Genomic DNA, 23,003 nt, shown 5'->3' on the forward strand with positions numbered 1-23,003 from the left:
TTGCCGCAGCGCTCGGCATCCGTTCGCTCGACAAGGAGGGTCGCATGGATCAGCAAAAGGAAGACAGAATCCGGCAGCGTGCCTACCGGCTCTGGGAAGAAAGCGGTTCGCCGGAAGGACAGGCGGACGAATACTGGCGACGCGCCGAGGCACAGATCGACGCCGAAGGCGGCGCCGAGCCGCCGCCGGCCGCCGGGCAATCGGGCAAGCGGCGCGACGCCGGGGAGTCGCTGAAGGAGGGTGAGCGGGAGTCGTCGGGTGAGCGGGCGCGCGAGGCCCGTCGACGCTGACCATCGTGTGCGTCTGCCGCGATGCGATGCGGCAGACGCTGTGCGGCGGCGCAGTTTTACACGGGCATGCGCAATTTCGACCAGGCGGGCTGTGGCGCTGCGCTGCGTCATGGATGTGGCTGCAACGATTGCGACGATTGTTTATCGTGCGGTGCGGTGCGGTGCGGTGCGGTGCGGTGCGGTGCCCGCGCCCGCGAGCCGGACCACCGCGAGCCGGACCACCGTGCCGTTGCTGACAGCCCCTCTCCGCCTGTCCGCGCGGGAAGGCGCGCACGTTCGTTCAGCGGCACTCAGCCCCGCCCCGGATCGTCCTGGACCGCGCCGAGCGGCGTCGCGACCTGCTCGAGCGGCTTGCGCTCGGCGTCCACGCCCCAGATTGCCGCGGCGACGGCCGCGCCGAGCATGAGCGCGGAGCCGACGAGGTAGCCCGCGAACACCTGACCGCGCAGATGCGTGTCGATCAGCCGGCCAAAGAACGCGGGGCCGACGATGCCGCCCAGCCCCGTCCCGAATGCATAGAAGATCGCAATGGCGAGCGCGCGGATCTCCAGCGGAAACGACTCGCTGACGGTCAGATAGGCGGAGCTGGCTGCCGCGGATGCGAAGAAGAAGATCACCATCCACGCGAGCGTCTGCGTGGCGACCGTGAGCAGCCCCTGCTCGAACAGGTAGCCGCTCGCCGTGAGCAGCACGGCGGACAGCGCATAGGTCGCGGCAATCATCGTGCGCCGGCCGACGACATCGAAGAGCCGGCCCAGCACGATCGGCCCGAGGACATTGCCGAGCGCGAACGGCAGCAGGTATAGCCCGACCGCGTCGCCTGGCACGTGATAGAAGTCCGTGAGCACGAGCGCGTACGTGAAGAAGATCGCGTTATAGAAGAACGCTTGCGCGGTCATCAGCGCGAGGCCGACGAACGCGCGCCGGCGATGCCGCACGAAGATCGTGCGCAGCACGGTAGAGAGTGCGGTGCGGCTGTGCGCGCGCAGCCGCAGCCGGTCGGCCGGCGGGGCGGCGAGCGTGTGGCCGGCGTCGCGAAAGCGTGCCTCGATCCGCTCGACGATCGTGCGCGCCGCCGCGTGTTCGCCGTGCGTGAGCAGCCAGCGCGGGCTTTCCGGTATCCATGCGCGCATCGGCAGAATGAGCAGCGCGAGCGCGGCGCCGATGAAGAAGCACGCGCGCCAGCCCCAGTCCGGCGGCAGCAGGCGAGGATCGAGCAGCACGAGCGATCCCGCGGCACCGATGCCCGCACCGACCCAGAACGTGCCGTTGATGCTGAGGTCGGTCCAGCCGCGCACGCGCGCCGGCGTGAACTCCTGGATCGTCGAATTGATCGCCGCATACTCGCCGCCGATGCCGGCGCCCGTGAGCAGACGAAACGCGAGAAACGCCGCGAAGCTCCACGACAGCGCGGTCGCGGCGGTGGCCAGCAGATAGACCGCGAGCGTCACGAAAAACAGCTTGCGCCGGCCCAGCCGGTCGGTCAGCCAGCCGAAGACGAGCGCGCCGAGTACGGCGCCCGTGATGTACGCGCTGCCGGCGAGACCGATCTGCGCGTCGTCCAGGTGCAGCACGGGGCTCGTCTTCAATGCGCTGGCGACTGCGCCGGCCAGGGTGACTTCGAGGCCGTCCAGCAGCCAGGTCACGCCGAGCGCCACCACGATCAGCACGTGAAAGCGGCCCCACGGCAGTCGGTCGAGGCGCGCCGGCAGATCGGTCTCGACGACCTCGGCCGTTGCGGGGGGCGGCGTGGCGACGCGCATGAGGGTTCTCGTCGGGTGGGACGAGAGGCAAGCGCAAGCAGGCGGCGTGCCTGGCTGCGTGCCGCCGCCCCGGATTCATGCTGCGGTGCAGCTCGAAAAAATAGTTATGTCATGTAACGATTATGGTATAAAACTAAAAATGGCGATTAAACGAAACCATGGAGACAGCAGCAATGAATCTGCACGGGAAAACCCTCGTTGTCACGGGTGTCGCGTCCGGCATCGGCGCGGAGACGGCGCGCCTCGCCAGGTTTCATGGCGCGCGCGTGATCGGCGTCGATCGTCAGCCGGTCAACCTGACGCTGGAGGCGTTCCATCAGGCCGATCTGGGCGATCCGGCCGCAATCGATGCACTGGCCGCCCGCCTGCCGGAGCGTATCGACGCGCTGGCCAATATCGCGGGGGTGCCGGGCACGGCGCCGGTCGATGTCGTCGCGCGCGTGAACTATCTGGGGCTGCGCCATCTCAGCGAAGCGTTGCTGCCGCGCATCGCGCCCGGCGGCAGCGTGATCAACGTCGCGTCGATCCTCGGGGCGCAGTGGCCGCAGCGGCTCGAACTGCACCGGCAACTGGCCGAGGCGGCCGGATTCGAGGCCGGCGCCGCATGGCTCGGCGGCCATCCCGTGCCGCAGGCCACCTGCTATCAGTACTTCAAGGAGGCGCTGATCGTGTGGAGCGCACGTCGCGCGCAGGACTGGTTTGCAAGGCATTCGGTGCGGGTCAACAGCGTCGCGCCGGGTCCGGTCTTTACGCCGATCCTGGGCGACTTCGTCACGATGCTCGGGCCGGAGCGCGTCGAAGCCGATGCGGCGAAGATGAAGCGCCCCGCGTATGCCGACGAAGTCGCCGAAGCCATCGTGTTTCTCGCTTCCGATTCCGCACGCTGGATCAACGGCGTCAATCTGCCCGTCGACGGCGGACTGGCGGCCACCGCAATCTGAACATCCGATCAACGACGACAGGAGACACGCACGATGAGTACGCTTTCAGGCGCTTGGCTCGCCAACCCCGCCACCTGGCGAGGCGCAATCTTCAACGGCGACTGGATCGAGGCGCCCGGCGTCCTCGACGTCGTCGAACCTGCTTCGGGGCAATGGCTGCATCAGGTTGGCGAGGCCACGCCGGCAGACGTCGCGGCTGCGGTGAAAGCGGCGCGCGCGGCGCAGCGCGCGTGGGCCGCGACGCCGCCGCGCGAGCGCGCCGCGGTTTTTCATCGGGCAGCCGCGCTGTTGCAGGAGCAGGCTCCCGCGGCGGCGGCGCTGATCGCGCGCGAGACCGGCGCCATTCTGGCGAAGGGCGAGCATGAAGTGCGCGAGGCGATCGTCTTGCTGCAGCGCGCCGCGGCCATGCCGCTGGAAGCCAGCGGACGCGTGCTGCCGAGTGCGCCGGGGCGGCTCAGCCTTGCGCGGCAATTGCCGCTCGGGGTGATCGGCGTGATCTCGCCGTTCAATTTTCCGCTGGTGCTGTCGCTGCGCTCGGTCGCACCGGCGCTCGCCGTGGGCAATGCGGTCGTGGTGAAGCCCGATCCGCGCACGCCGTATGCCGGCGGCTGCGTGATCGCCGAAGTGCTGGCGGCCGCGGGCCTGCCCAAAGGGCTGTTGCACGTGCTGCCCGGCGGCGCGGACGTGGGGCAGGCGCTCGTCGAGGCGCCGGGCGTGCCGATGATCGCGTTCACCGGGTCCACGTCCGCGGGCCGCAAGATCGGCGAACTGGCGGGGCGCCATCTGAAGAAGGTCTCGCTCGAACTCGGCGGCAAGAACGCACTGATCGTGCTGGACGACGCGGATCTCGACCGGGCGGTGTCGGCCATCGCGTTCGGCGCGTGGTTTCATCAGGGACAAATCTGCATGGCGACAGGCCGGGTGCTGGTCCAACGCAGCATCGCGGCCGAGTTGACGCGGCGTCTCGCCGACAAGGCGCGCAACCTGCCGGTGGGCGACCCCGCCGTGGCCCAGGTCGCGCTCGGTCCGATCATCGACCGGCGGCAACTGCAGAACGTCGTCGACATCGTCGGCGCGTCGGTCGCCGCGGGCGCCGTGGTCGAGGCGGGCGGCACGCACGAGGGCCTGTTTTACCGGCCCACGGTGTTGTCCCATGTGAAGCCGGGCATGCGCGCGTTCGACGAGGAAGTCTTCGGACCGGTCGCCAGCGTGATTCCGTTCGACACCGACGACGAAGCGGTCGAACTCGCCAATCGCACCGAATACGGGCTGTCGGCGGGCGTGATCTCGGCGTCGCTCGGGCGGGCCATGGCGATCGGCGAGCGGCTGCACACCGGGCTCCTGCATATCAACGACCAGACCGTTGCCGACGAAGTGATCAACCCGTTCGGCGGCACCGGCGCCTCGGGCAACGGCACGAGCGTCGGCGGTCCGGCCGACTGGGAGCAGTACACGCACTGGCAGTGGGTGACGATCAGGGACGCCGTGCCGCAGTATCCGTTCTGAGCCGCAGACAGGCGCCTGCGCGCGGGCGCCGTGTTTCACCGTTTTCCGTTATTGATAAGGTATACGAAATGACTAGCCGTGAAGAAGAGCAGACCGTCGCTTTCAGCATCGAGGAAGGCGTCGCGTGGGTGAAGTTCAACCGCCCGGAAAAGCGTAACGCGATGAGTCCGGCATTGAACCGCCGCATGATGCAGGTGCTCGACGAACTGGAGTTCCATCCCGACGTGGGCGTCCTCGTGCTGACCGGAGAAGGGTCTGCATGGACCGCCGGCATGGACCTTCAGGCGTATTTCCGTGACACCGAGGCGCAGGGTCTGCAGGGCACGCGCAAGGCCCAGCGCGAGAGCTATGGCTGGTGGCGGCGCCTGCGCTGGTATCAGAAGCCGACGATTGCGATGATCAACGGCTGGTGTTTCGGCGGCGGCTATGGTCCGCTGTTTGCGTGCGATCTCGCGTTCTGCGCCGACGACGCGCGCTTCGGCCTGTCGGAAATCAACTGGGGTATTCTGCCGGGCGGCGGTGCGTCGAAGGTTGCCGCCGAACTGCTGTCGTTTCGCCGCGCGATGTACCACGCGATGCTCGGCGAGAATATCGACGGCCGCAAGGCGGAGGAATGGGGGCTCGTCAACGAGGCGGTGCCCGCGGCGCGCCTGCAGGCGCGCGTCCTCGAAGTGGCGCAGGCGCTGCTGAAGAAGAATCCGGTCGCGCTGAAGGCCACGAAGGATGCGATTCGCCGGGTGCGCGAGATGACCTACGATAATGCCGAGGACTTTCTCGTGCGTGCCCAGGAAGCGGCCAACAGCTTCGACGACGAGGGCCGCAAGGAGGGCCTTAGACAGTTCCTCGACGACAAGATCTACAAGCCCGGTCTCGGCACCTATGACGTGACCCGCAAGCCGGCCTGAGCGCAGGAGCCTGCCAACATGAATACGATCCAATCCGTGGCCGGGGCCGCCCGGCCCGGCGTGAGCGGCGGGGCCGTCGCGCGCCTGCTGCGGCCGGCGTCGATCGCGATCGTCGGCGCTTCGCCCACGCCGGGCGCGCTCGGTGCGTCGGTGCTGGCCAATCTCGAGCGCAACGAATACCGGGGCGACATTCATCTGGTCAATCCGAAGCGCGACGCGATTCACGGGCGGCCCTGCGTGAAGTCGATCGCGCAGCTGCCGCCCGGCGTGGACGTGGCCGTGCTGGCGATTCCGCAGCCCGCCGTGCTCGATGCCGTGCGCGAACTCGCGGCGCGCAACGTGGCGGCGGTCGTGATCTTTTCGGCGGGCTTCGCGGAGGCGGGCCCGGAAGGCATCGCGCAGCAGCGCGAGATCGCGGAGATTGCGGCGGCGGCCGGCATGCTCGTCGAAGGGCCGAATTGCCTCGGCTGCATCAACTACCGCGATCGCGTGCCGTTGACGTTCATCGAAACCGGCGTGAGCGAAGCGCAGGCGCAGCGTAGCCGCAACCAGCCGGCGATCGGCATCCTGTCGCAAAGCGGCGCGATGATGGCCGTACTCAATACGACGCTGACGAGCCGCGATTTGCCGCTGTCCTACGCGGTATCGACCGGCAACGAGGCCGCCAGCCATCTTGAGGATTACCTGGCATTCATGCTCGACGATCCGGGCACGCGCGTCGTTGCGATGATCGCCGAGCAGTTCCGGCAGCCGCGCCGGCTGCTGGAGGCGGCCCGCGGCGCGCGGCGCGCGGGCAAGCTGCTGGTGCTGCTGCATCCCGGCAAGAGCGCGGCGGCGCGCGCCTCGGCGGCGACGCATACGGGGGCGATGGCGGGCGATTATGCGGTGATGCGCGCGAAAGTCGAGCGCGCAGGCGTCGTCGTCGCGCAGAGCCTCGAAGAGCTCGGCGATATCGCGGAGATCGCGTTGCGTTGCGCACATCGGCCCGCTCGCGGCGCGGCGGTACTCGGCGAATCGGGCGCGTTCAAGGCGCTGTGCCTCGATGTCTGCGAGGAACTCGGCGTCGAGCTGCCCGTCGTCGGCGACGACGATTCGCCCGCGCTGCGCGCGGCGCTGCCGCCGTTCGTCGCGGTGGCCAATCCGCTCGATCTGACCGCCCAGGGCCTGGTCGATCCGGAGTTGTACTACCGCACGCTGTCGGCGCTGTTCGACGACGCGCGGTTTTCGTGCATCGTGGTCGGCCTGATCCAGACGGATCCGGTCACCTGCGCGATCAAGATGCCGCCTGTGCTGCGCGCGGTACAGGATCTTCGTCCGCGCAAGGCGGTGATCTGCGCGGGGCTCGACGAGGGGGCGGCGGTGCCGCCCGAGTACATTGCGCGCATGCGCGAACTGGGCATGCCGTATTTCCCCAGCACGGAACGCGCGTTGCGGGCGCTCGCGCGACTCGGCCACGCGGCTGCGCAGGACCACGAGGAAATCGCATTCGAGCCGGTGACGGCCGATCTGCCGCCGCAACGCGGCGTGGTGCCCGAATACCAGGCGAAACGCGTGCTCGCGCCGCTCGGCATTCCGTTTGCGCGCGGCGAACTCGCGACCGGCATCGATGTGGCGCTAACGGTTGCCGGGCGGATCGGCTATCCGGTCGCGCTCAAGGTGCAGGCCGCCGAGTTGAGCCACAAGAGCGACGTGGGCGGCGTGATCCTCGGCGTCGACGGGCCTCAGGCGCTACGGGCGGCGTGGACGGAGCTGGCCGGCAATATCCGGCGGCACGCGCCCACGGTGGTGCCGGACGGCGTGCTGATCGAGGCAATGGGTTCGCGCGGCCTGGAGATGATCGTCGGCGCGCGCCACGATCCGCAGTGGGGGCCGGTCGTCCTCGTCGGATTCGGCGGCGTGACGGCCGAGGTGACGCGCGACGTCCGCCTGCTGCCGCACGATCTGTGCAGAGACGCCTTGGTGCGCGAACTGGACCGGCTCAAAGGGGCGCCGCTGCTGCACGGATATCGCGGGACGCCTGCGCTCGATATCGATGCGCTGGCGGATGTCGTCGTGCGTCTGGGCGCATTGCTGCAATCCGAGCCGGCTATCCGGGAGATCGACCTGAATCCGGTGGTCGTGTATCCGCGCGGTCAGGGCGTGCTCGCACTGGACGCGCTGATGTTGCTGGAGCGCGACGAGGCAGCCGGCTGAGCGGGGTCGGGCGCGGAGCGAGGCGTGCCGCGCCGACGCGTTCAGACGGAAAAGACCTTTGACAGAAGGTGCTTCAACTGTGCCTGCTCGGCGGCACTAAGGGGGTGGACGGCCGCTTCATCGGCTTTTCGGGCGGCCTTCAACGCCTGCGTATGGCGCTTCGTGCCTTGCGGCGTGAGCGAAACCTGCTGAATGCGTTTGTCGTCGGTACTGCGCTGGCGCGTCAGCAATCCGTTCGACTCCATCCGGTCCAGCAGCGTGGCGAGGTTGGGCGGGGCGATCGCCAGCGCTTCGGCGAGCGTCTTCTGGTTGATGCCCGGGTTGTGCCGCAGCACCGACAGGACAGCGAAATCGGCTTGACGCAAATCGAGCTTTTCCATCTGCGCGTCGAAGTGCATCTGGATCACGAGATAGGTGCGCCGCACGTTGTATCCGAGAAGACCCAGCAGTTCCGACTGATCAGCCTGACCGGACAGTTCGTCGTGGGTGTGATGAGGAGCGGGCTTGGTCGGCATGGAGGTAGAGCGAGGCGGTACGCGGTTGCGCGAGATCATAGCACGCGCCGGGGACCGCCGTTTTCACCAAACAATTTATTTGTTATAACAAATATAAAAAGTAACTGGGTTGCGATACGGATACCTGTCGACAGGAGACAATTCATGCATGCTTCATTGCGTCAACATTCTGCAAGCAACGGAAAACATGATTCGGCGTACGAATTAAAAACGCTGGTCCTGCTTGGGTTGGGGTTCGGGCTGGTCGGCCTCGACCGCTGGATCGTCGCACCGCTGTTTCCCCACATGATGCACGACCTGCACCTCGATTTTCAGCAACTCGGGAGCCTGATCGGCATCCTGAGTGTCGCGTGGGGGATATGGGCCATCGCGATGGGGCCGGTATCCGACCGCATTGGCCGAAAACGCATTCTGGTCGTGACGATGGTCGCGTTTTCACTGCTGTCGAGCCTGTCCGGACTCGCGACGGGATTTGCGAGCCTGATGTTGATCCGCGCGGTGATGGGGGTGGCGGAGGGAGCATTTACGCCGGCCAGCGTCGCGGCCACCGGCGAGGCGTCGCTGCCGTCGCGGCGCGGCTTCAACCAGGGGCTGCAACTGAGCATGTTCTCGCTGCTGGGTCTCGGCTTCGCGCCGATTCTGGCGACCCAGTTGCTGCGCGTGCTGCCGTCGTGGCACTGGGTGTTTACGGTGTCCGCGGTGCCGGGTCTGATCGTCGCGTGGCTGATCGCGCGCACGCTGCGCGATCAGCCGCGCAGCGCGTTGTCCGCGCCGCGCGCCGCGTCGGGTCGGCCGCGCTGGACGGCGCTGTTCGGCAGCCGCAACGTGTGGCTGGCGACGTTGGCAATTCTGTGCGCGATGTCGGGCATTTTCGTCGTCAGCGCGATGGTGCCGACCTATCTCGTCGAGGTGCTGCATCTCGGCACGCAGCAGATGGGCTTCGTCGTCTCGGCGATCGGCTTTGGCGGGTTCATCGGTTCATTCGGGGTGGCCGGGGTGTCGGATTTCATCGGCCGGCGCAATGCCGCGCTGATCGCGTTTGCCGGCGCTGCGGTGCTGCTGTACCTGTTTGCCGGCGTCGGGGCGAATCCGACGCTGCTGTTCGTGCTGCTGTTCGGCGTGTCCGTGTTCGCCCTCGGTCTGCTCGGCCTGCTGAGCGGACCGATCGCGACCGAAGCGGCGCCCGCGGGCCTCGTCGCCTCGTCGGTCGGCTTCGTATCGGGGGCGGGCGAAATCTTCGGCGGCGGTCTGGCGCCAGCGGTTGCCGGATTCGTCGCGCAACACTTCGGTCTTGCGTCCACGCTGAGCTTCGCGCTCGGTGGCCTGATCGCGGGCGGCGTCGTGTCGGTGTTCCTCGTCGAGACCGCACCGCGCAGGCGCGATGCCGCGCGGCCGGCTAGCCCGATGAGCGCGTCGGAGGATAGCGTCGGAGGATAGCGTCTGAGGCGTGCGCCGGGTGCGTGACAGTCCTGGCATCGCATGCGGGTCGCGCAGGGCATCGCACTGCGCGGCAAGGCCGCAGCATCGACGGTTCGCGCCGTGTCGCGATACCCGGCGGATTCCGGCACGACACGCTTGTGCCGGACATGAAGCCGATCGTGACCAAGCGACCCGTCTGGATGGGTGCGGACGCAACGATTACGCCGGCGTAACGGTCGGCGAGAACGCGGTGGCGGCGGGTTCCGTCGTGATGAAGGACGTGCCTCGGGATACGCCTGTGGGCGGCAATCCGGCGAGCGTCTTCCGTTCGATCGCCGGGTAGACGCGCGTCGGCACGCGGGCGCGATGCGGGGACAGCACGGCGTCCGCGTGCCGACGCCGCCGGCGCGGCAACTACGGAGCGCGCGTCTCTGCTATTGCAAATGAGAATGTGTCGTATTATCATTGGCAATGGCTGGATGTCCGGCTCATTCTCCGGACTCTCCCTTCACCCGGCATGCGTGATTGCTCCGGCGGCGCGCCTCGTGCCGATCCGGCAGCCCGCGCATGCGTCATCCCCTCGATGCCATGCCCGCTCATCACCGTGCTTTCGCATCGCGTGCTGCATTCTGCTGAACATGGTGCAAACACGCGAAAGTAATCAGGAGTCCGACAGGATGGATGCGCGATGAGATCCGTTCTCGTGCGCCTGCATCGCTGGGCGGGTGTCGCTCTCGCGCTGTTCCTGTTTGTATCCGGCCTGACCGGCGCGGTCATCGCGTGGCACGAGCCGCTCGATGCATGGCTGAATCCGCGCTTCTACGTCGCGCAGTCGCACGAACCGCCGTTGCCGTCCATCGAGATCGCACGCCGGATCGAGGCGGCCGACCCGCGTCTCGTCATCACCTATTTGCCGCTGGCTGTGCCGCCCGGGCGCACGTTGCGCCTGCGTGTCGAGCCGCGGCGCGATCCGGCCACGCAACGACCCTATCCGCTCGGCTTCAACGAGATCGCGGTCGACCCGGGCACCGGCGCGATCCAGGCGCGCCGCGAATGGGGGGCGCCGTCGCTTCGGCGCCTGAATCTGTTGCCGTTCCTCTATCAGTTTCACTACACGCTGTACCTGCCGGTGAAAGGCGGCATCGCGACGGGCGTGTGGCTGCTCGGGATCGTGGCGATCGTGTGGCTGCTCGACTGCGTGATCGCGCTCGTGCTCGCGTTTCCGAAGCGCGCGGCCTGGCGCAAGTCGTTCGCGTTCCGCGTGCGCCGCGGCGGCTATACGTTGCTGTTCGATCTGCACCGGTCGGGTGGCGTGTGGGTCTGGGGCCTGCTGTGCGTGATGGCCTTCACGTCCATTGCGATGAACCTCGGCACGCCGGTGGTGCGCCCGCTGGTGGCGCTGTTTTCGCCGTTGACGCCGCCTGTCGGCGCAGCGGCTGTTTCGCCCGGCTCGCCCGGCTCGCGCAACGTCCCGCTGAGCCGCGCGCGCATCCTCGCGCTCGCGCGCGCTGCCGGACAGACGCTCGAACTCGATGCGCCACCCGGAGCGATCTATGCGCTGCCCGCGCAGCATCTCGTCGCCGTCGGCTATTTCCGCCCGGGCGATGGGGCCGGCAGCGGGCTCGGACATGCGTGGCTCTACTGGGATGCGACGACCGGCCGGCGCGTGGGCGCGAGTCTGCCGGGCAAGGGGAGCGCGGGCGACGTCTTCCTGCAGGTGCAGTTTCCGCTCCATTCGGGGCGGATTGCTGGTGTGCCCGGTCGGATTGCCGTATCGGCGATGGGGCTCGTTGTCGCGATGCTCAGCGCCACCGGTCTCGTGATCTGGCTGAAGAAGCTCGGTGCGCGGCGCGGCGCCGCACGCCGCGCGCGGCGGGCCGAACCGGCCGGGCATCCGGCGCGGCGGCCGGGCGCGCGGGAGTGAGGGCGGGAGTGAGGGCGGCGGGGGGGGGCGTGCGTGCGGGGCATGGGCACCCGGCCACGAAGCGCGTGCACTCGCATCGGGCGACGGCGGGCAACAGCGGTGGACAACAGCGGCGCGCTGCTGCGCCACGTGTGCGCAGTTGTCTATAATCGCGTCGAATTCGATCCTGGATAGTCGACCTGTGAAAACTTTCATCCTCATTGCGCTGACCGGCCTCGCGCTTGCGGGCTGCGCTTCCTCCGACAAACAGGCCGAGCGCGCGGCCGACTTCTCGCGCTCCGAAAGCCTGCTCACCGATGCGCAGCGCAGCGCGGTCGTGGCGTGCGACGACCCGGCCCAATGCGATCAGGCCTGGCAGTGGACGAAGACGTACATCGGCCAGCATTCGTCGATGCCGGTGGTGCGCGCCGACGCGACGTCGATCGAGTCGGATGTGCCGAGCCGCTCGGGGCGCCCCGTGTATTCGGCCACGCGGATCGCGAAGGGCGGCGGCGCGACGATCACGCTGTACGCGCAATGCCGCGGCATGTACGGACCGGACCGCGCGATGGGCTCGGGTTACGACGATTGCGTCCGCAAGATCGTCGACACGCAAAACGGCTTCGCCCCGTATCTCGACCAGCATCTGAGCGCGCACTGAGCCTTCGCCGGCCGCGTGCGCGTCGCATCGCGCGGCATCGCCGCTAGCGCGTGGCCTGATCGCGAAACACGTCGAGCCATTGTGCGAGGGCATCGACGGCTTCCGGCGTCACTGCGTTGTACAGCGACGCGCGCAGTCCGCCGATCGAGCGGTGGCCTTCGAGACCGTGGAATCCCGCCGCACGCGCGGCATCGAGCAGGCGCGCTTCGAGTGCGGGATCGGGCAGGCGGAACGCGACATTCATCGTCGAGCGATGGGCGGGCTCGCCATGCACGCGGTAGAAGTCCGCGTGCGCGTCGAGCGTGCGATAGAGCCGTGCGGCCTTCGCGCGATTGATCTGCGCCATCGCGGCAAGGCCGCCGATCTCGTCGCGCAGCCAGCGCGTCACGCACATCAGCACGTAGATCGCAAACACGGGGGGCGTGTTGTAAAGCGAGCGTGCGTCGACGTGCGTGCGGTACGCGAGCGGCGTGGGCAGCGGATGCGCCGCGCGCCGCAGGAAGTCGTCGCGCAGGATCACGACGGTCACGCCCGCCGGACCGAGGTTCTTCTGCGCGTGCGCATAGATCATGGCGTAGCGGTCGACGTCGAGCGGTGCGGCGAGCAGGTTCGACGACATGTCGCAAACCAGCGGCACGTCCGGCAAGCCCGGGATGTCCGCAAACTCGAGCCCTTCGACGGTCTCGTTCGACACGTAATGCAGGTACGCAGCGTCGGCCGAGAGCGCCAGGTCGCGTGCGGCCGGCAAGCGGCGGTAGCCGTGCACGCAGCCGTCCCAGACCACCCGCGTGGCGCCTTCGAGCCGCGCCTCGACAGGCGCCTTCGCGCTCCAGTAGCCCGACACGACGTACTCGGCATGGCGGCCGCTTGCGCGCAGGAAGTTCATCGGCAGCATCGAGAACTGCAGGCTGCTGCCGCCCTGCATGAAAAGCACATGATAATGATCGGGAATGCGAAGCAATGCGCGGAGATTGTGCTCGGCCTCGTCGAGCACATTGCGAAACCACGCCGAGCGGTGGCTCATGCCGAGCATGGACAGCCCGGTCTCGGGCAGCGCTTCGATCGCGCGCTGCGCATCGCGCAGCACCGGCGCGGGCAACGCGCCCGGACCGCCGGAAAAATTGGTCGGAGGATTCATTCAGACTGAAGTGACGCGCGTCATCAGACGCTCGAAGGCGTCCGCAATGCGCAGGACGTAGGGGTTTTTGTGGGCGAGCGGGCCGTTCGCGCGCTCGTAATGCGCGAGCATCGTCGCGTTCGCTTCGAACACGAAGAGCCGGCCGTCGGCGAGCACCGTGCAGTCGAGGCCGCCATAGTCGAGATCCAGCTGCCGGCCGATCGCCTCGACCGCGCGCTGCGCCCGCAGGCCGAGCGCGGCGGCCGGGTCGTGCAGGAAGCGGCGCTCTTCGTCGAGCTTCCACTGCGCGTCTTCCATGTCCGCGGAAAAGTAATGCACCATCCAGTGCGGCGAGATCGCCAGATGGTACGGGTAGGGCACGCGGTCGACGAACAGGATGCGGTACTTCCGGTAGTAGCCGTCCGGTGAGCGGTAATCGTGGAAAGCGGTGACGTAGCGCGGGCCGTCGATGCCGGACAGACGCTGCCACAGCGTATCGAGGTCGTCGCAGCGCGCGACGCCGGCGCCGCCGTGGGTGGCCGCCGGGCGGCACAGCACGGGCAGCGCGATGCGCTGCCGGGCGAGCACCGCGGCGAGCGCGGGCACGGACGCGGGCATGGCATCGAGCCGGATGCACGGCGCGCTCGCGACGCCGTCGAGCGCGCCGAGCAGCGCGGGAATCCGCTCGCGTGTCGTTTGTGCGATCCGCTCGGGCGGATTCAGCAGCGGCCGCGCGCAGCCGCGCACGAAGTGCGCGAGCCGCGCGGCGAGCGGCGCGGCGACGTCGGCGTCGCCGATCGCGTTGAACACGAGGTCGTAGGACGGCAGGCGCGCATCCTCGTCGTCGGCCGCGTAGTCGATGGCGTACTTGATCCGGCCGTTCACGCGGCCCGGCAGCAGCGCGTCGAGCGGCACGTTGCCCGCGCTGCGAGCGGCGCTCAGCAGCAGCACGCGGCGCGTCTGGCCGGGCGCGGTCTCGACGAACACGCGCTGGATGCGGTAGGCCCGCTCGCGCCATGCGTGCGCGTCCGCCTCGCGGCCCGCGCTCGCGTGCCACGCGGCGAGGTTCTGGCAGGCGACGGCGTTGAGCGGATCGAGCGCCAGCACGAGCGCGTACCAGCGCGCCGCGGTTGCGTGGTCGCCCTTCATGAAATAGCCGGTGGCGACGTCGCACAGCGGCGCGGCGCTCGCGTCGGCGACACCGCGCGTGTACGCGTCGAGCGTGTCGGCGGCGATCAGGTGGGCGAGCGCGCCGAGTTCGTCTCCGGCATCGCGCCGGGCGTCGGCCTCGGCGCGGTGCCGGGCCGGGTCGCGCGCGGCGCGGACGATCGCGGCGGCCGTGCGGGCGTCGGGGGTGTCGGGTGGCTCGGGCAACTCGGGCAACTCGGGCAACTCGGGCAACTCGGGCAACTCGGGCAACTCGGGCAACTCGGGCAACTCGGGCAACTCGGGCAACTCGGGCAACTCGGGCAACTCGGGCAACTCGGGCAACTCAGGCGACTCAGGCGACTCAGGCAACTCGTCCGCGCGGGCGGCGGCGGGAGGGGATCCGGCGGAGGCGTCGAAAGGCTTCATCGTCTGCGGGGTGGGCGGAGGGCATTGCGCCACCGGGTGAGGCGGCGCGCGGGCGGGCTCAAGATTAACGCCGATTGGGCAGCCGCGGTGTGAAATCGCGCCGACGGGTTGCCCGCTGCGACTGCTTCGCACGCAGCGCCCCCGACGCCGTCCGCGCCGCGAGCTACGCCGTTCGCGCCGCTCGCAAAGTTAACGGCCAGACGGGGCCGCCCGGCGCGCCTGCGCGGATAGCGCGCTGCCAGGGAGCACCCTGATAGAATGCGGGGGCCGCAACGTAGTGGATTGCCGATGAGATTGCTTGATGCGTTAGTCGAACAGCGTATTGCCGCCGCCGCCGCGCGCGGCGGGCTGGACGACGGGCCGGAAGGGCGCGTGCGCCACACCGGCGAAGAGGAGGACGCGCGGGAGGACGCGCGCGTGCCGCAGGCGGCGCGCGTCGCCAGCCGGATCCTGAAGGAGGCCGGCTTCGAGCCGCCGGCGCCGGATCAATTGCGCGCGCTGTGCGATCTGCAGGCGGACCTGCAGGCGGTCGGCGGGCGCGCGGCGCGTCAGTGGCTGCAGGCGCGGCCGCACGCGCGGCTGCTCGCGCACGGGATGGCGCTCGAATCGCTGCATGGCGGGCCGCCCGTGCTGCCGCGCGAATACTGCCGGCGCATCGCCGAGCGGCTGTGCGCGCGGGCGGCACCCTTGCAGACGCCGGGCGCCGGCGCGGCGCCGCTGGCCGTGTACGCGGAGGCGCAGTGAGCGACGCGCCCGCGCCGCAGGGCGCACCGCAGAACGCGCCGGAGGGCGCAGCGCAGAACGTGCCGCAGAACGCGCCGGAGGGCGCGGACGCCGCGCCGCCGCCGCCCACCGCCCGCGACCTGCATTTCATGCGCGTCGCGCAGGCGGCCGCCGAGCAGGCGCGTGCCGCCGGCGAAGTGCCGGTCGGCGCGGTGCTGGTGCGCGGCGACGACGTGATCGCGCAAGGCTTCAACCATCCGATCGGCGCGCACGATCCGTCCGCGCATGCGGAGATGGTCGCGCTGCGCGCGGCCGCGCAGACGCTGTCGAACTACCGCTTGCCCGGCTGCGAGTTGTATGTGACGCTGGAGCCGTGTCTGATGTGCGCGGGCGCGATCATGCATGCGCGGATTGCGCGGGTCGTCTACGGCGCGCGCGATCCGAAGACCGGTGCCTGCGGCAGCGTGGTCGACGCGTTTGCGAATCCGCAACTGAATCACCATACGACGGTCATCGGCGGCGTGCTGGAGGATGAATGCGGCGACGCGCTGCGCGCGTTCTTCGCCGAACGCCGGCGCGCGGCGCGCGCCGTGCGCGCCGCATCGGGCGACCCGGCTGCCGGCGATGGAGAGAACGGCGCACAGAACGGCGCGCCGGCCGATCCTGTCTGAGCCCGAACTGCGAGCGTTTTCTGCCATTTTCCCGCCATGATCCCTCATCGCCGCATCGATCTCGTCGCTCCGTCGGGGTATCCGCACGATCCGGAAGCGGTGCACCGCGCGCTGGCGCGCCTGCGTGCGCAGGGGCACCGGATCGACAACGTCGAGGCCACCGCGCGGCGCTATCAGCGCTTCGCGGGCACCGACCGGGAGCGCGCCGCCGATCTGAACCGCCTCGCGGATCCGTCGCGCGAGCTGCCCGACATCGTGCTGGCGGTGCGCGGCGGCTACGGCGCGGTGCGCATCCTGCACGGACTCGACTACGCGGGCTTGCAGCGGCGTCTGACCGGCCAGCCGGTGGCGATCGTCGGCCATAGCGATTTCACCGCGATCCAGATGGCGCTGTACGCCCAGGCCGGGCTGAAGAGTTTCGGCGGCCCGGTGCTCGCGGGGGACTTCGGCGCCGAGCCGCTGAACGAGGCCATGCTGCAGCACTTCTGGGCCGCGATCAGCCAGCCCACGCTGACGGTGACGGCGCGGGCGCCCCAGGCGCAGACCGCCGACGTGCGCGGCACGCTGTGGGGCGGCAACCTCGCGGTGCTGACGGCGCTGGTCGGCACGCCGTACCTGCCGCCGGTCGAGGGCGGCATCCTGTTCGTCGAGGACATCGGCGAGCAGCCGTTCCGGCTGGAGCGCATGTTTTATCAGTTGCATCTGGCCGGAATCCTCGAACGGCAGCAGGCGCTGCTGGTCGGCCGGTTCACCGGCACCCAGGCGTACGAGTACGACAACGGCTACGATCTGAAGACGATGATCGAGCAGGTGCGCGCGATCGCCGGCATCCCGGTCATCACGGGGCTGGAGTTCGGCCATATTCCCGGGCTGCTGACGCTGCCGGTCGGCGCGGACGCCCATCTGGTCGCCGACGAACACGGGTTCAGTCTGACGCTCTCGGACTATCCGCACCTCGGCTAGCGACACCGGCGCGGCACGACGTAGCGGCGCACGGACGCACGGACGCACAGACGCACAGACGCACGGACGCACGGACGCACGGACGCACAGACGCACAGACGCACGGACGCACGGACGCACAGACGCACGGACGCACGGACGCACGGACGCACGGACGCACGGACGCACGGACGCACGGACGCACAGACGCACGGACGCACAGACGCACAGACGCACGGACGCACAGACGCACGGACGCACAGACGCACAGACGCACAGACGCACAGACGCACAGACGCACAGACGCACAGACGCACAGACGCACAGACGCACAGACGCACAGACGCACAGACGCACAGACGCACAGACGCACAGACGCACAGACGCACAGACGCACAGACGCGGCATGGCGGGCCTGGCCCGCGTCCTTTTTCGCCCGGTCCACGCGCCTCATTTATGCAACTAACGGTCTGATTCTCCCGCGCCCGGAGAACGCGTTTGTAGCTGCATTCATTCGCCATTTTGTTGACAAAACAGGCCGCCAGGCAGGCGATGCCAGGGCACAGAAACCTATAATCAAGGGCGACACAGCCGCTTTCAACGCTCTGGGCCGCCGATCCTGGCGCTAGAGGTGTACCCAGGATTGTCACCAATGAGACGCAAAAATTGTTGACAATTCGGCTGGCTATTTTAAGATACCGGACATAACGGAACGCAAATCATGGCGACACCTTCCACACCCCTGTCGAACGGCTCGAAGCCCGAAGCAATCGCCGAGCGCATTCGCGCCGCGATCCTCGAGCATCGGCTGGAGCCCGGGGCGAAACTGACCGAAGCACAGTTGTGCGAAGTATTCGGCGTGAAGCGCGGGCCGATCCGCCAGGCGCTCGCGCTGCTCGCGACCGACCGGCTGGTCGATCTCGAACCGAACCGCGGTGCGTTCGTCGCGAGCCCGTCGCTGCAGGAGGTGCACGAGGTGTTCGAAATGCGCCGCATCATCGAGCTGGCGGTGGTCGAGCGGATCTGCAGCGGGCACGGCCCGCGGCGGCTGAAGGGCATCGGCAGCATGATCGGCCGCGAGCGCAAGGCCTTCGAGACGCGCGATTTCTCCGCGTGGATCCGGCTGTCGGGCGAGTTTCATACGGAGCTCGCCGGGCTCACCGGCAACACGGTGCTGTGCGCGTGTCTGGACGGACTGGTCGCGCGCTCGACGCTGATTTCGGCGCTGTACGAATCGCCGGGCCGCAGCCCGTGCTCGTTCGAAGACCATGAAGCGATTCTCGCCGCGCTCGACGCCGGCGATGCGCAGCAGGCCGCCGCGCTGATGGCGCGCCATCTGCAAAGCGTGGAATTGAGAATGCTCGACCGCCCGGCGCGCGGCGCGGTCGATCTGCAGGAAGTCTTCGCCGCGCGCCCGGGCAGGCTCGGACCGTCCTGAGCCTGCGCTGGCCGCGCCGGGAAGCGCCCGCTGCTGGTGCGCGGCGCACCGAAAAGAACAGACGGAAAACAGACGGATCACCCAGGCATCATCGCAGCAAGGCGGTGCGGCGGAACTCGCCCACGGCCGGCGCGCGGCCGCCCACGAGGCGGCAACGGCCACGCCAGAACGCAGCAGCGCCGGTTTGCGGCCCGGACTGAAGCGATAACGACAAGTGCTCAAGCACGACGATGACCGCAGCCCCGCCGGGAGGAGACACCGTTCCGCACGGAACGCACTGCTGGCACGGCGGATGCAGGGCCTGTCGACGCCTGTTCGACAGTTCACCGACCCAAGGAGATACCATGGTCCAGTTCAGTGCAGCACCGCATGATCCCGCGCTCCAGGCGTTCGCGGCGAATCCGGAGGCGAGCGGGGATTCCGCGCTGCCCGCCGGCTACAGCGAAAGGCTCTACAACGAAGATCTCGCCCCGTTGCGCGATCAGACGTGGAGCGCGTACAACATCTTCGCGTTCTGGATGTCCGACGTGCACAGCGTCGGCGGCTACGTGTTCGCCGGCAGCCTGTTCGCGCTCGGTCTGACGAGCTGGCAGGTGCTGGTCGCGCTGCTGGTCGGCATCACGATCGTCAACCTGCTGTGCAATCTCATCGCAAAGCCGAGCCAGCTGAACGGCGTGCCGTATCCGGTCGCGTGCCGCGCGACCTTCGGCGTGCTCGGCGCGAACATTCCGGCCGTGATCCGCGGCCTCATCGCGGTCGCGTGGTACGGCATCCAGACCTATCTCGCGTCGAGCGCGCTGGTGGTCGTCGTGCTGAAGTTCTGCCCGCAGCTGATGCCGTACGCGGACGTGCATCGCCACGGCTTCATGGGCCTTTCCGCGCTCGGCTGGGGCGGCTTCATGCTGCTCTGGGTGCTGCAGGCGCTGGTGTTCTGGCACGGGATGGAGACGATCAAGAAGTTCATCGACTTCGCCGGTCCGGCGGTCTACATCGTGATGTTCATGCTCGCCGGCTACATGATCTGGCGCGCGGGCTGGCAGAACATCCGGTTCAACCTGGGCGGCGTCAAGTATCACGGCTTCGGCGTGGTGCCGGTGATGGTGACCGCGATCTCGCTGGTGGTGTCGTATTTCTCGGGTCCGATGCTCAACTTCGGCGACTTCTCGCGGTACGGCAAGAGCTTTCGCAGCGTCAGGCGCGGCAATTTCTGGGGGCTGCCGGTCAACTTCCTTGCGTTCTCGCTGGTGACGGTCGTCACGACCTCGGCCACGCTGCCGCTGTTCGGCCAGCTGATCACCGATCCGGTCGAAACGGTGAGCCGCATCGACTATCCGCTCGCGGTGATCCTCGGCGCGCTGACGTTCACGATCGCGACGATCGGCATCAACATCGTCGCGAACTTCGTGTCGCCCGCGTTCGATTTTTCGAACGTCGCACCGCGCCTGATCAGCTGGCGCGCGGGCGGGATGCTCGCGGCGGTCGCGTCGGTGTTCATCACGCCGTGGAACCTGTTCAACAATCCGGCGGTGATCCATTACACGCTCGACGTGCTCGGCAGCTTCATCGGACCTTTGTACGGTGTACTGATCATCGACTTCTATCTCGTCAAGCGCCAGAAGATCGCCCTCCACGATCTGTACACGGTGGCGCACACCGGCGCCTACTGGTATCGCAACGGCGTGAACCGCAAGGCGGTCGCCGCGCTGCTGCCGGCGGCGGTGATCGCGGTGCTGTGCGTGATGGTGCCGGCGCTCGGCGCGACCGCGAACTTTTCGTGGTTCATCGGCGCGGGGCTGGCCGCGCTGTTCTACCGGCTGCTGACGTTGCGCGACGCGCGCTGAAATACCCGCAGCACAGGCAAAGGAGTAGCAGATGCGTATCAAACTGATCAATCCGAACACGACCGTGCGGATGACCGAAGCAATGGGCCGGTGCGCCCGCGAGGTCGCGGCGCCGGGCACCGAGGTGGTCGCGGTGAGTCCGACGATGGGCCCGCCGTCGATCGAGGGCTACTACGACGAGGCGCTCGCAACGCCGGGGCTGCTCGCCGAGGTCGCCGCCGGCGAGCGCGACGGCTTCGACGGCTACGTGATCGCATGCTTCGGCGACCCGGGCCTGTACGCGGCGCGCGAACTCGCGCGCGGGCCGGTGATCGGCATCGCCGAGGCGGCGATGCACGCGGCGAGCGTGCTCGCGCCGGGCTTCTCGGTCGTCACGACGCTCGCGCGCACCTGCGGGATGGCGTGGCATCTCGCGCAGCGCTACGGCATGACGCCGTTCTGCCGCAACGTGCGCGCCACCGACGTCGCGGTGCTCGAACTCGACCAGCCCGGCTCGGCGGCGCGCCGCATCATTCTCGACGAGTGCCGCCGCGCGCTCGCCGAGGACGGCTCGGACGCGATCGTGCTCGGCTGCGCCGGGATGGCCGAGCTGTGCGCCTACCTGCAGGACACGCTCGGCGCGCCGGTCGTCGAGGGCGTGACGGCGGCCGTCAAGTGGACCGAAGCGCTGGTCGCGCTGCGCCTCGGCACCGCGAAGCGGGGCGATTTTGCCCGGCCGCTCGCGAAGCGCTACGACGGCGCGCTCGCGTCCTTCAGTCCGGGCGGCGGCGACGCGCCGCGCGTCGGCCCGGCGGCGGCGCCGGTGCGCGCGGAAATCGCGGAAGCCGCGGAAAATACGGATAAAACCGCGCGCGATGCGGCAGTGCACATACATTCCGTCTGACCCGCACTATCTGCGCGGAGGTATGGGCCCACCCTGGGCTTTTCGCTACACTCGTTCAACCAGGTCTGCAAGCCGTGCGCCCGCGCGGCGGCGGCCCGGCGGCCGCGCCAGGGGCGCCGCCGCCGCGACCACCGCGTCCGCCGCCGCGCGCCCGATCCGTTCTGTCCCGTTACACGCCACCGTCAAACCATGCCACTCGATTCGAACTACCCGCGCGATCTGATCGGCTACGGCCGCCACCCGGTCGACGCGAAATGGCCCGGCCGCGCGCGCGTCGCCGTGCAATTCGTGCTCAATTACGAAGAGGGCGGCGAAAACTGCGTGCTGCACGGCGATCCGGGCTCGGAGCAGTTCCTGTCGGAGATCGTCGGCGCGGCCGCATACCCGGCGCGTCACATGAGCATGGAGTCGATCTACGAGTACGGCTCGCGCGCGGGCGTCTGGCGCATCCTGCGCGAGTTCGAGAAGCGCGGGCTGCCGCTCACGGTGTTTGGCGTCGGCATGGCGATCGAGCGGCATCCGGACGTCGCGCGCGCCTGCGTCGAACTGGGACACGAAATCGCCTGCCACGGCTATCGCTGGATCCACTATCAGCACGTGTCGCCGGAAGTCGAGGCCGAGCATATGCGGCTCGGCATGCAGGCAATCGAGCGCGTGACCGGCGAGCGTCCGCTCGGCTGGTACACCGGCCGCGACAGCCCGAACACGCACCGGCTCGTCGCCGAGTACGGCGGCTTTCTGTACGACTCGGACTACTACGGCGACGACCTGCCGTTCTGGATGGACGTCGAGGTCTCGGGCGGCGCGAAGGTGCCGCAACTGATCGTGCCGTACACGCTCGACACGAACGACATGCGGTTTGCGAGCCCGCAGGGCTTCAACACCGCGGATCACTTCTTCTCGTACCTGCGCGATGCGTTCGACGTGCTGTACGAGGAAGGCGACGAAGCGCCGAAGATGCTGTCGGTCGGCATGCACTGCCGGCTGCTCGGCCGTCCGGGGCGTTTTCGCGCGCTGCAGCGCTTTCTCGATCACATCGGGCAGCGCGACCGCGTGTGGGTAACGCGGCGTGTCGACATCGCGCGGCACTGGCGCGAACACCATCCTTACCAGCAGAAATAACCGCGGGGCGGCCGCATGAAAGCGATGCACTACACACTGGACCAGTTGAACCATCTCTCGACGGACGCGTTTGTCGCGGCGCTGTCGGGCATTTTCGAGCACTCGCCCTGGGTGGCCGAGGCGGCGGCGGATGCGCGTCCGTACGCAAGCGTCGACGCGCTGCACCGGACCATGTCGCAGGCGGTCGAAACCGCCGGCGAGGCGCGCCAGCTCGCGCTGATCAACGCGCACCCGGAGCTTGCCGGCAAGGCCGCGGTGCGCGGCGAGCTGACCGCCGAGTCGACCCGCGAACAGAGCGGCGCCGGGCTCGCGCACTGCACGCAGGCGGAATTCGACCGGCTGCACGCGCTGAACGCAACCTATCGCGAGAAGTTCGGCTTCCCGTTCATCCTCGCGGTGCGCGGCTATGACCGCCACGGCATCATCGCGAACTTCGAGAGCCGCGTGAACAACAGCCGCGCCGACGAACTGCGCGCGAGCCTCGACCAGATCTACCGTATCGCACGCTTTCGCCTCGACGAGCTGATCGACCCGCAGTGACACGCGCCGGCCGGCCGCACGCAAAGCGTTTTTTCCGCACTCACAGACACGAAGG

19 protein-coding genes and 2 pseudogenes are annotated in these 23,003 nt (G+C 68.6%); 17 read left to right on the top strand and 4 right to left on the bottom strand.

Translation table 11 applies throughout. The features are described 5' to 3' along the window. Positions 1 to 44: 44 nt before the first annotated feature. Positions 45 to 290, top strand: coding sequence for a DUF2934 domain-containing protein (locus tag AC3AP7_RS07355; protein ID WP_475764333.1), 246 nt, complete (start codon positions 45 to 47; stop codon positions 288 to 290). Between the two features lie 290 nt (positions 291 to 580). Here the strand turns inward: AC3AP7_RS07355 and AC3AP7_RS07360 are convergent, their stop codons facing one another. Beyond that, a complete protein-coding gene (locus tag AC3AP7_RS07360) occupies positions 581 to 2,053 on the bottom strand; it encodes an MFS transporter (RefSeq protein ID WP_475764332.1) in 1,473 nt (490 codons plus the stop codon). Between the two features lie 173 nt (positions 2,054 to 2,226). On the opposite strand from AC3AP7_RS07360, the gene AC3AP7_RS07365 reads away from it, so the two are divergent. From AC3AP7_RS07365 to AC3AP7_RS07380, 4 genes are all read left to right on the top strand, one after another. Next, positions 2,227 to 2,994, top strand: a complete 768-nt coding sequence (locus AC3AP7_RS07365; protein ID WP_475764331.1) for a coniferyl-alcohol dehydrogenase — start codon at positions 2,227 to 2,229, stop codon at positions 2,992 to 2,994. Positions 2,995 to 3,027: 33 nt separating this feature from the next. Beyond that, positions 3,028 to 4,500 (top strand): benzaldehyde dehydrogenase, encoded by a 1,473-nt coding sequence (locus AC3AP7_RS07370; RefSeq protein ID WP_475764330.1) that lies wholly within the window; start codon positions 3,028 to 3,030, stop codon positions 4,498 to 4,500. Between the two features lie 68 nt (positions 4,501 to 4,568). After that, positions 4,569 to 5,405 (top strand): p-hydroxycinnamoyl CoA hydratase/lyase, encoded by an 837-nt coding sequence (locus AC3AP7_RS07375; protein ID WP_475764329.1) that lies wholly within the window; start codon positions 4,569 to 4,571, stop codon positions 5,403 to 5,405. An 18-nt stretch (positions 5,406 to 5,423) separates the two neighbouring features. Further along, a complete protein-coding gene (locus AC3AP7_RS07380) occupies positions 5,424 to 7,598 on the top strand; it encodes an acetate--CoA ligase family protein (RefSeq protein ID WP_475764328.1) in 2,175 nt (724 codons plus the stop codon). Between the two features lie 41 nt (positions 7,599 to 7,639). Here the strand turns inward: AC3AP7_RS07380 and AC3AP7_RS07385 are convergent, their stop codons facing one another. Next, on the bottom strand, positions 7,640 to 8,152 hold the full coding sequence (locus AC3AP7_RS07385; RefSeq protein WP_475764327.1) for a MarR family winged helix-turn-helix transcriptional regulator: 513 nt from the start codon (positions 8,150 to 8,152) through the stop codon (positions 7,640 to 7,642). A gap of 105 nt (positions 8,153 to 8,257) precedes the next feature. On the opposite strand from AC3AP7_RS07385, the gene AC3AP7_RS07390 reads away from it, so the two are divergent. The 4 genes and pseudogenes from AC3AP7_RS07390 to AC3AP7_RS07405 all read left to right on the top strand — a co-directional run bounded on the left by AC3AP7_RS07390 (position 8,258) and on the right by AC3AP7_RS07405 (position 12,096). Continuing rightward, positions 8,258 to 9,550 (top strand): MFS transporter, encoded by a 1,293-nt coding sequence (locus tag AC3AP7_RS07390; RefSeq protein ID WP_475764326.1) that lies wholly within the window; start codon positions 8,258 to 8,260, stop codon positions 9,548 to 9,550. Positions 9,551 to 9,702: 152 nt separating this feature from the next. Continuing rightward, positions 9,703 to 9,875 (top strand): annotated as a pseudogene (locus tag AC3AP7_RS07395) (sugar O-acetyltransferase); the annotation flags it as partial. Between the two features lie 345 nt (positions 9,876 to 10,220). Next, the gene (locus tag AC3AP7_RS07400; RefSeq protein ID WP_475764325.1) at positions 10,221 to 11,456 is read left to right on the top strand and encodes a PepSY-associated TM helix domain-containing protein; all 1,236 of its coding nucleotides are present in this window, start codon (positions 10,221 to 10,223) and stop codon (positions 11,454 to 11,456) included. Positions 11,457 to 11,637: 181 nt separating this feature from the next. Then, on the top strand, positions 11,638 to 12,096 hold the full coding sequence (locus tag AC3AP7_RS07405) for a hypothetical protein (protein ID WP_475764324.1): 459 nt from the start codon (positions 11,638 to 11,640) through the stop codon (positions 12,094 to 12,096). A 43-nt stretch (positions 12,097 to 12,139) separates the two neighbouring features. Here AC3AP7_RS07405 and serC read toward each other — a convergent pair whose 3' ends face one another. After that, positions 12,140 to 13,234, bottom strand: coding sequence for a 3-phosphoserine/phosphohydroxythreonine transaminase (serC, locus tag AC3AP7_RS07410; RefSeq protein WP_475764323.1), 1,095 nt, complete (start codon positions 13,232 to 13,234; stop codon positions 12,140 to 12,142). Next, positions 13,235 to 14,788: an ATP-grasp domain-containing protein gene (locus tag AC3AP7_RS07415; RefSeq protein ID WP_475764322.1), complete on the bottom strand. Its 1,554-nt coding sequence runs from the start codon at positions 14,786 to 14,788 to the stop codon at positions 13,235 to 13,237. Between the two features lie 288 nt (positions 14,789 to 15,076). Between AC3AP7_RS07415 and AC3AP7_RS07420 the strand changes: the two genes are divergently transcribed. The 8 genes and pseudogenes from AC3AP7_RS07420 to uraD all read left to right on the top strand — a co-directional run bounded on the left by AC3AP7_RS07420 (position 15,077) and on the right by uraD (position 22,948). Beyond that, entirely contained in the window at positions 15,077 to 15,532 is a 456-nt protein-coding gene (locus tag AC3AP7_RS07420) for a DnaJ family domain-containing protein (protein ID WP_475764321.1), read from the top strand. Then, positions 15,529 to 16,182 (top strand): tRNA adenosine(34) deaminase TadA, encoded by a 654-nt coding sequence (gene tadA, locus AC3AP7_RS07425; protein ID WP_475764320.1) that lies wholly within the window; start codon positions 15,529 to 15,531, stop codon positions 16,180 to 16,182. The genes AC3AP7_RS07420 and tadA overlap by 4 nt, the downstream gene beginning before the upstream one ends. A 36-nt stretch (positions 16,183 to 16,218) precedes the next feature. Further along, complete coding sequence (gene ldcA, locus AC3AP7_RS07430; RefSeq protein ID WP_475764319.1) at positions 16,219 to 17,145, top strand: muramoyltetrapeptide carboxypeptidase; 927 nt, start codon at positions 16,219 to 16,221, stop codon at positions 17,143 to 17,145. Positions 17,146 to 17,845: 700 nt separating this feature from the next. Beyond that, entirely contained in the window at positions 17,846 to 18,562 is a 717-nt protein-coding gene (locus tag AC3AP7_RS07435; RefSeq protein WP_475764318.1) for a GntR family transcriptional regulator, read from the top strand. Positions 18,563 to 18,906: 344 nt separating this feature from the next. After that, a complete protein-coding gene (locus AC3AP7_RS07440; RefSeq protein WP_475764317.1) occupies positions 18,907 to 20,403 on the top strand; it encodes an NCS1 family nucleobase:cation symporter-1 in 1,497 nt (498 codons plus the stop codon). A gap of 31 nt (positions 20,404 to 20,434) precedes the next feature. Beyond that, on the top strand, positions 20,435 to 21,286 hold the full coding sequence (locus AC3AP7_RS07445; RefSeq protein ID WP_475764316.1) for an aspartate/glutamate racemase family protein: 852 nt from the start codon (positions 20,435 to 20,437) through the stop codon (positions 21,284 to 21,286). 189 nt (positions 21,287 to 21,475) lie between these two features. Beyond that, positions 21,476 to 22,427: pseudogene (gene puuE / locus AC3AP7_RS07450) on the top strand (allantoinase PuuE). Continuing rightward, positions 22,424 to 22,948 (top strand): 2-oxo-4-hydroxy-4-carboxy-5-ureidoimidazoline decarboxylase, encoded by a 525-nt coding sequence (gene uraD, locus AC3AP7_RS07455; RefSeq protein ID WP_475764315.1) that lies wholly within the window; start codon positions 22,424 to 22,426, stop codon positions 22,946 to 22,948. Before puuE ends, uraD begins: the two are co-directional and overlap by 4 nt. The last annotated feature ends 55 nt before the right edge of the window (positions 22,949 to 23,003 follow it).

This window comes from Paraburkholderia sp. PAMB 6770 (assembly GCF_057748135.1).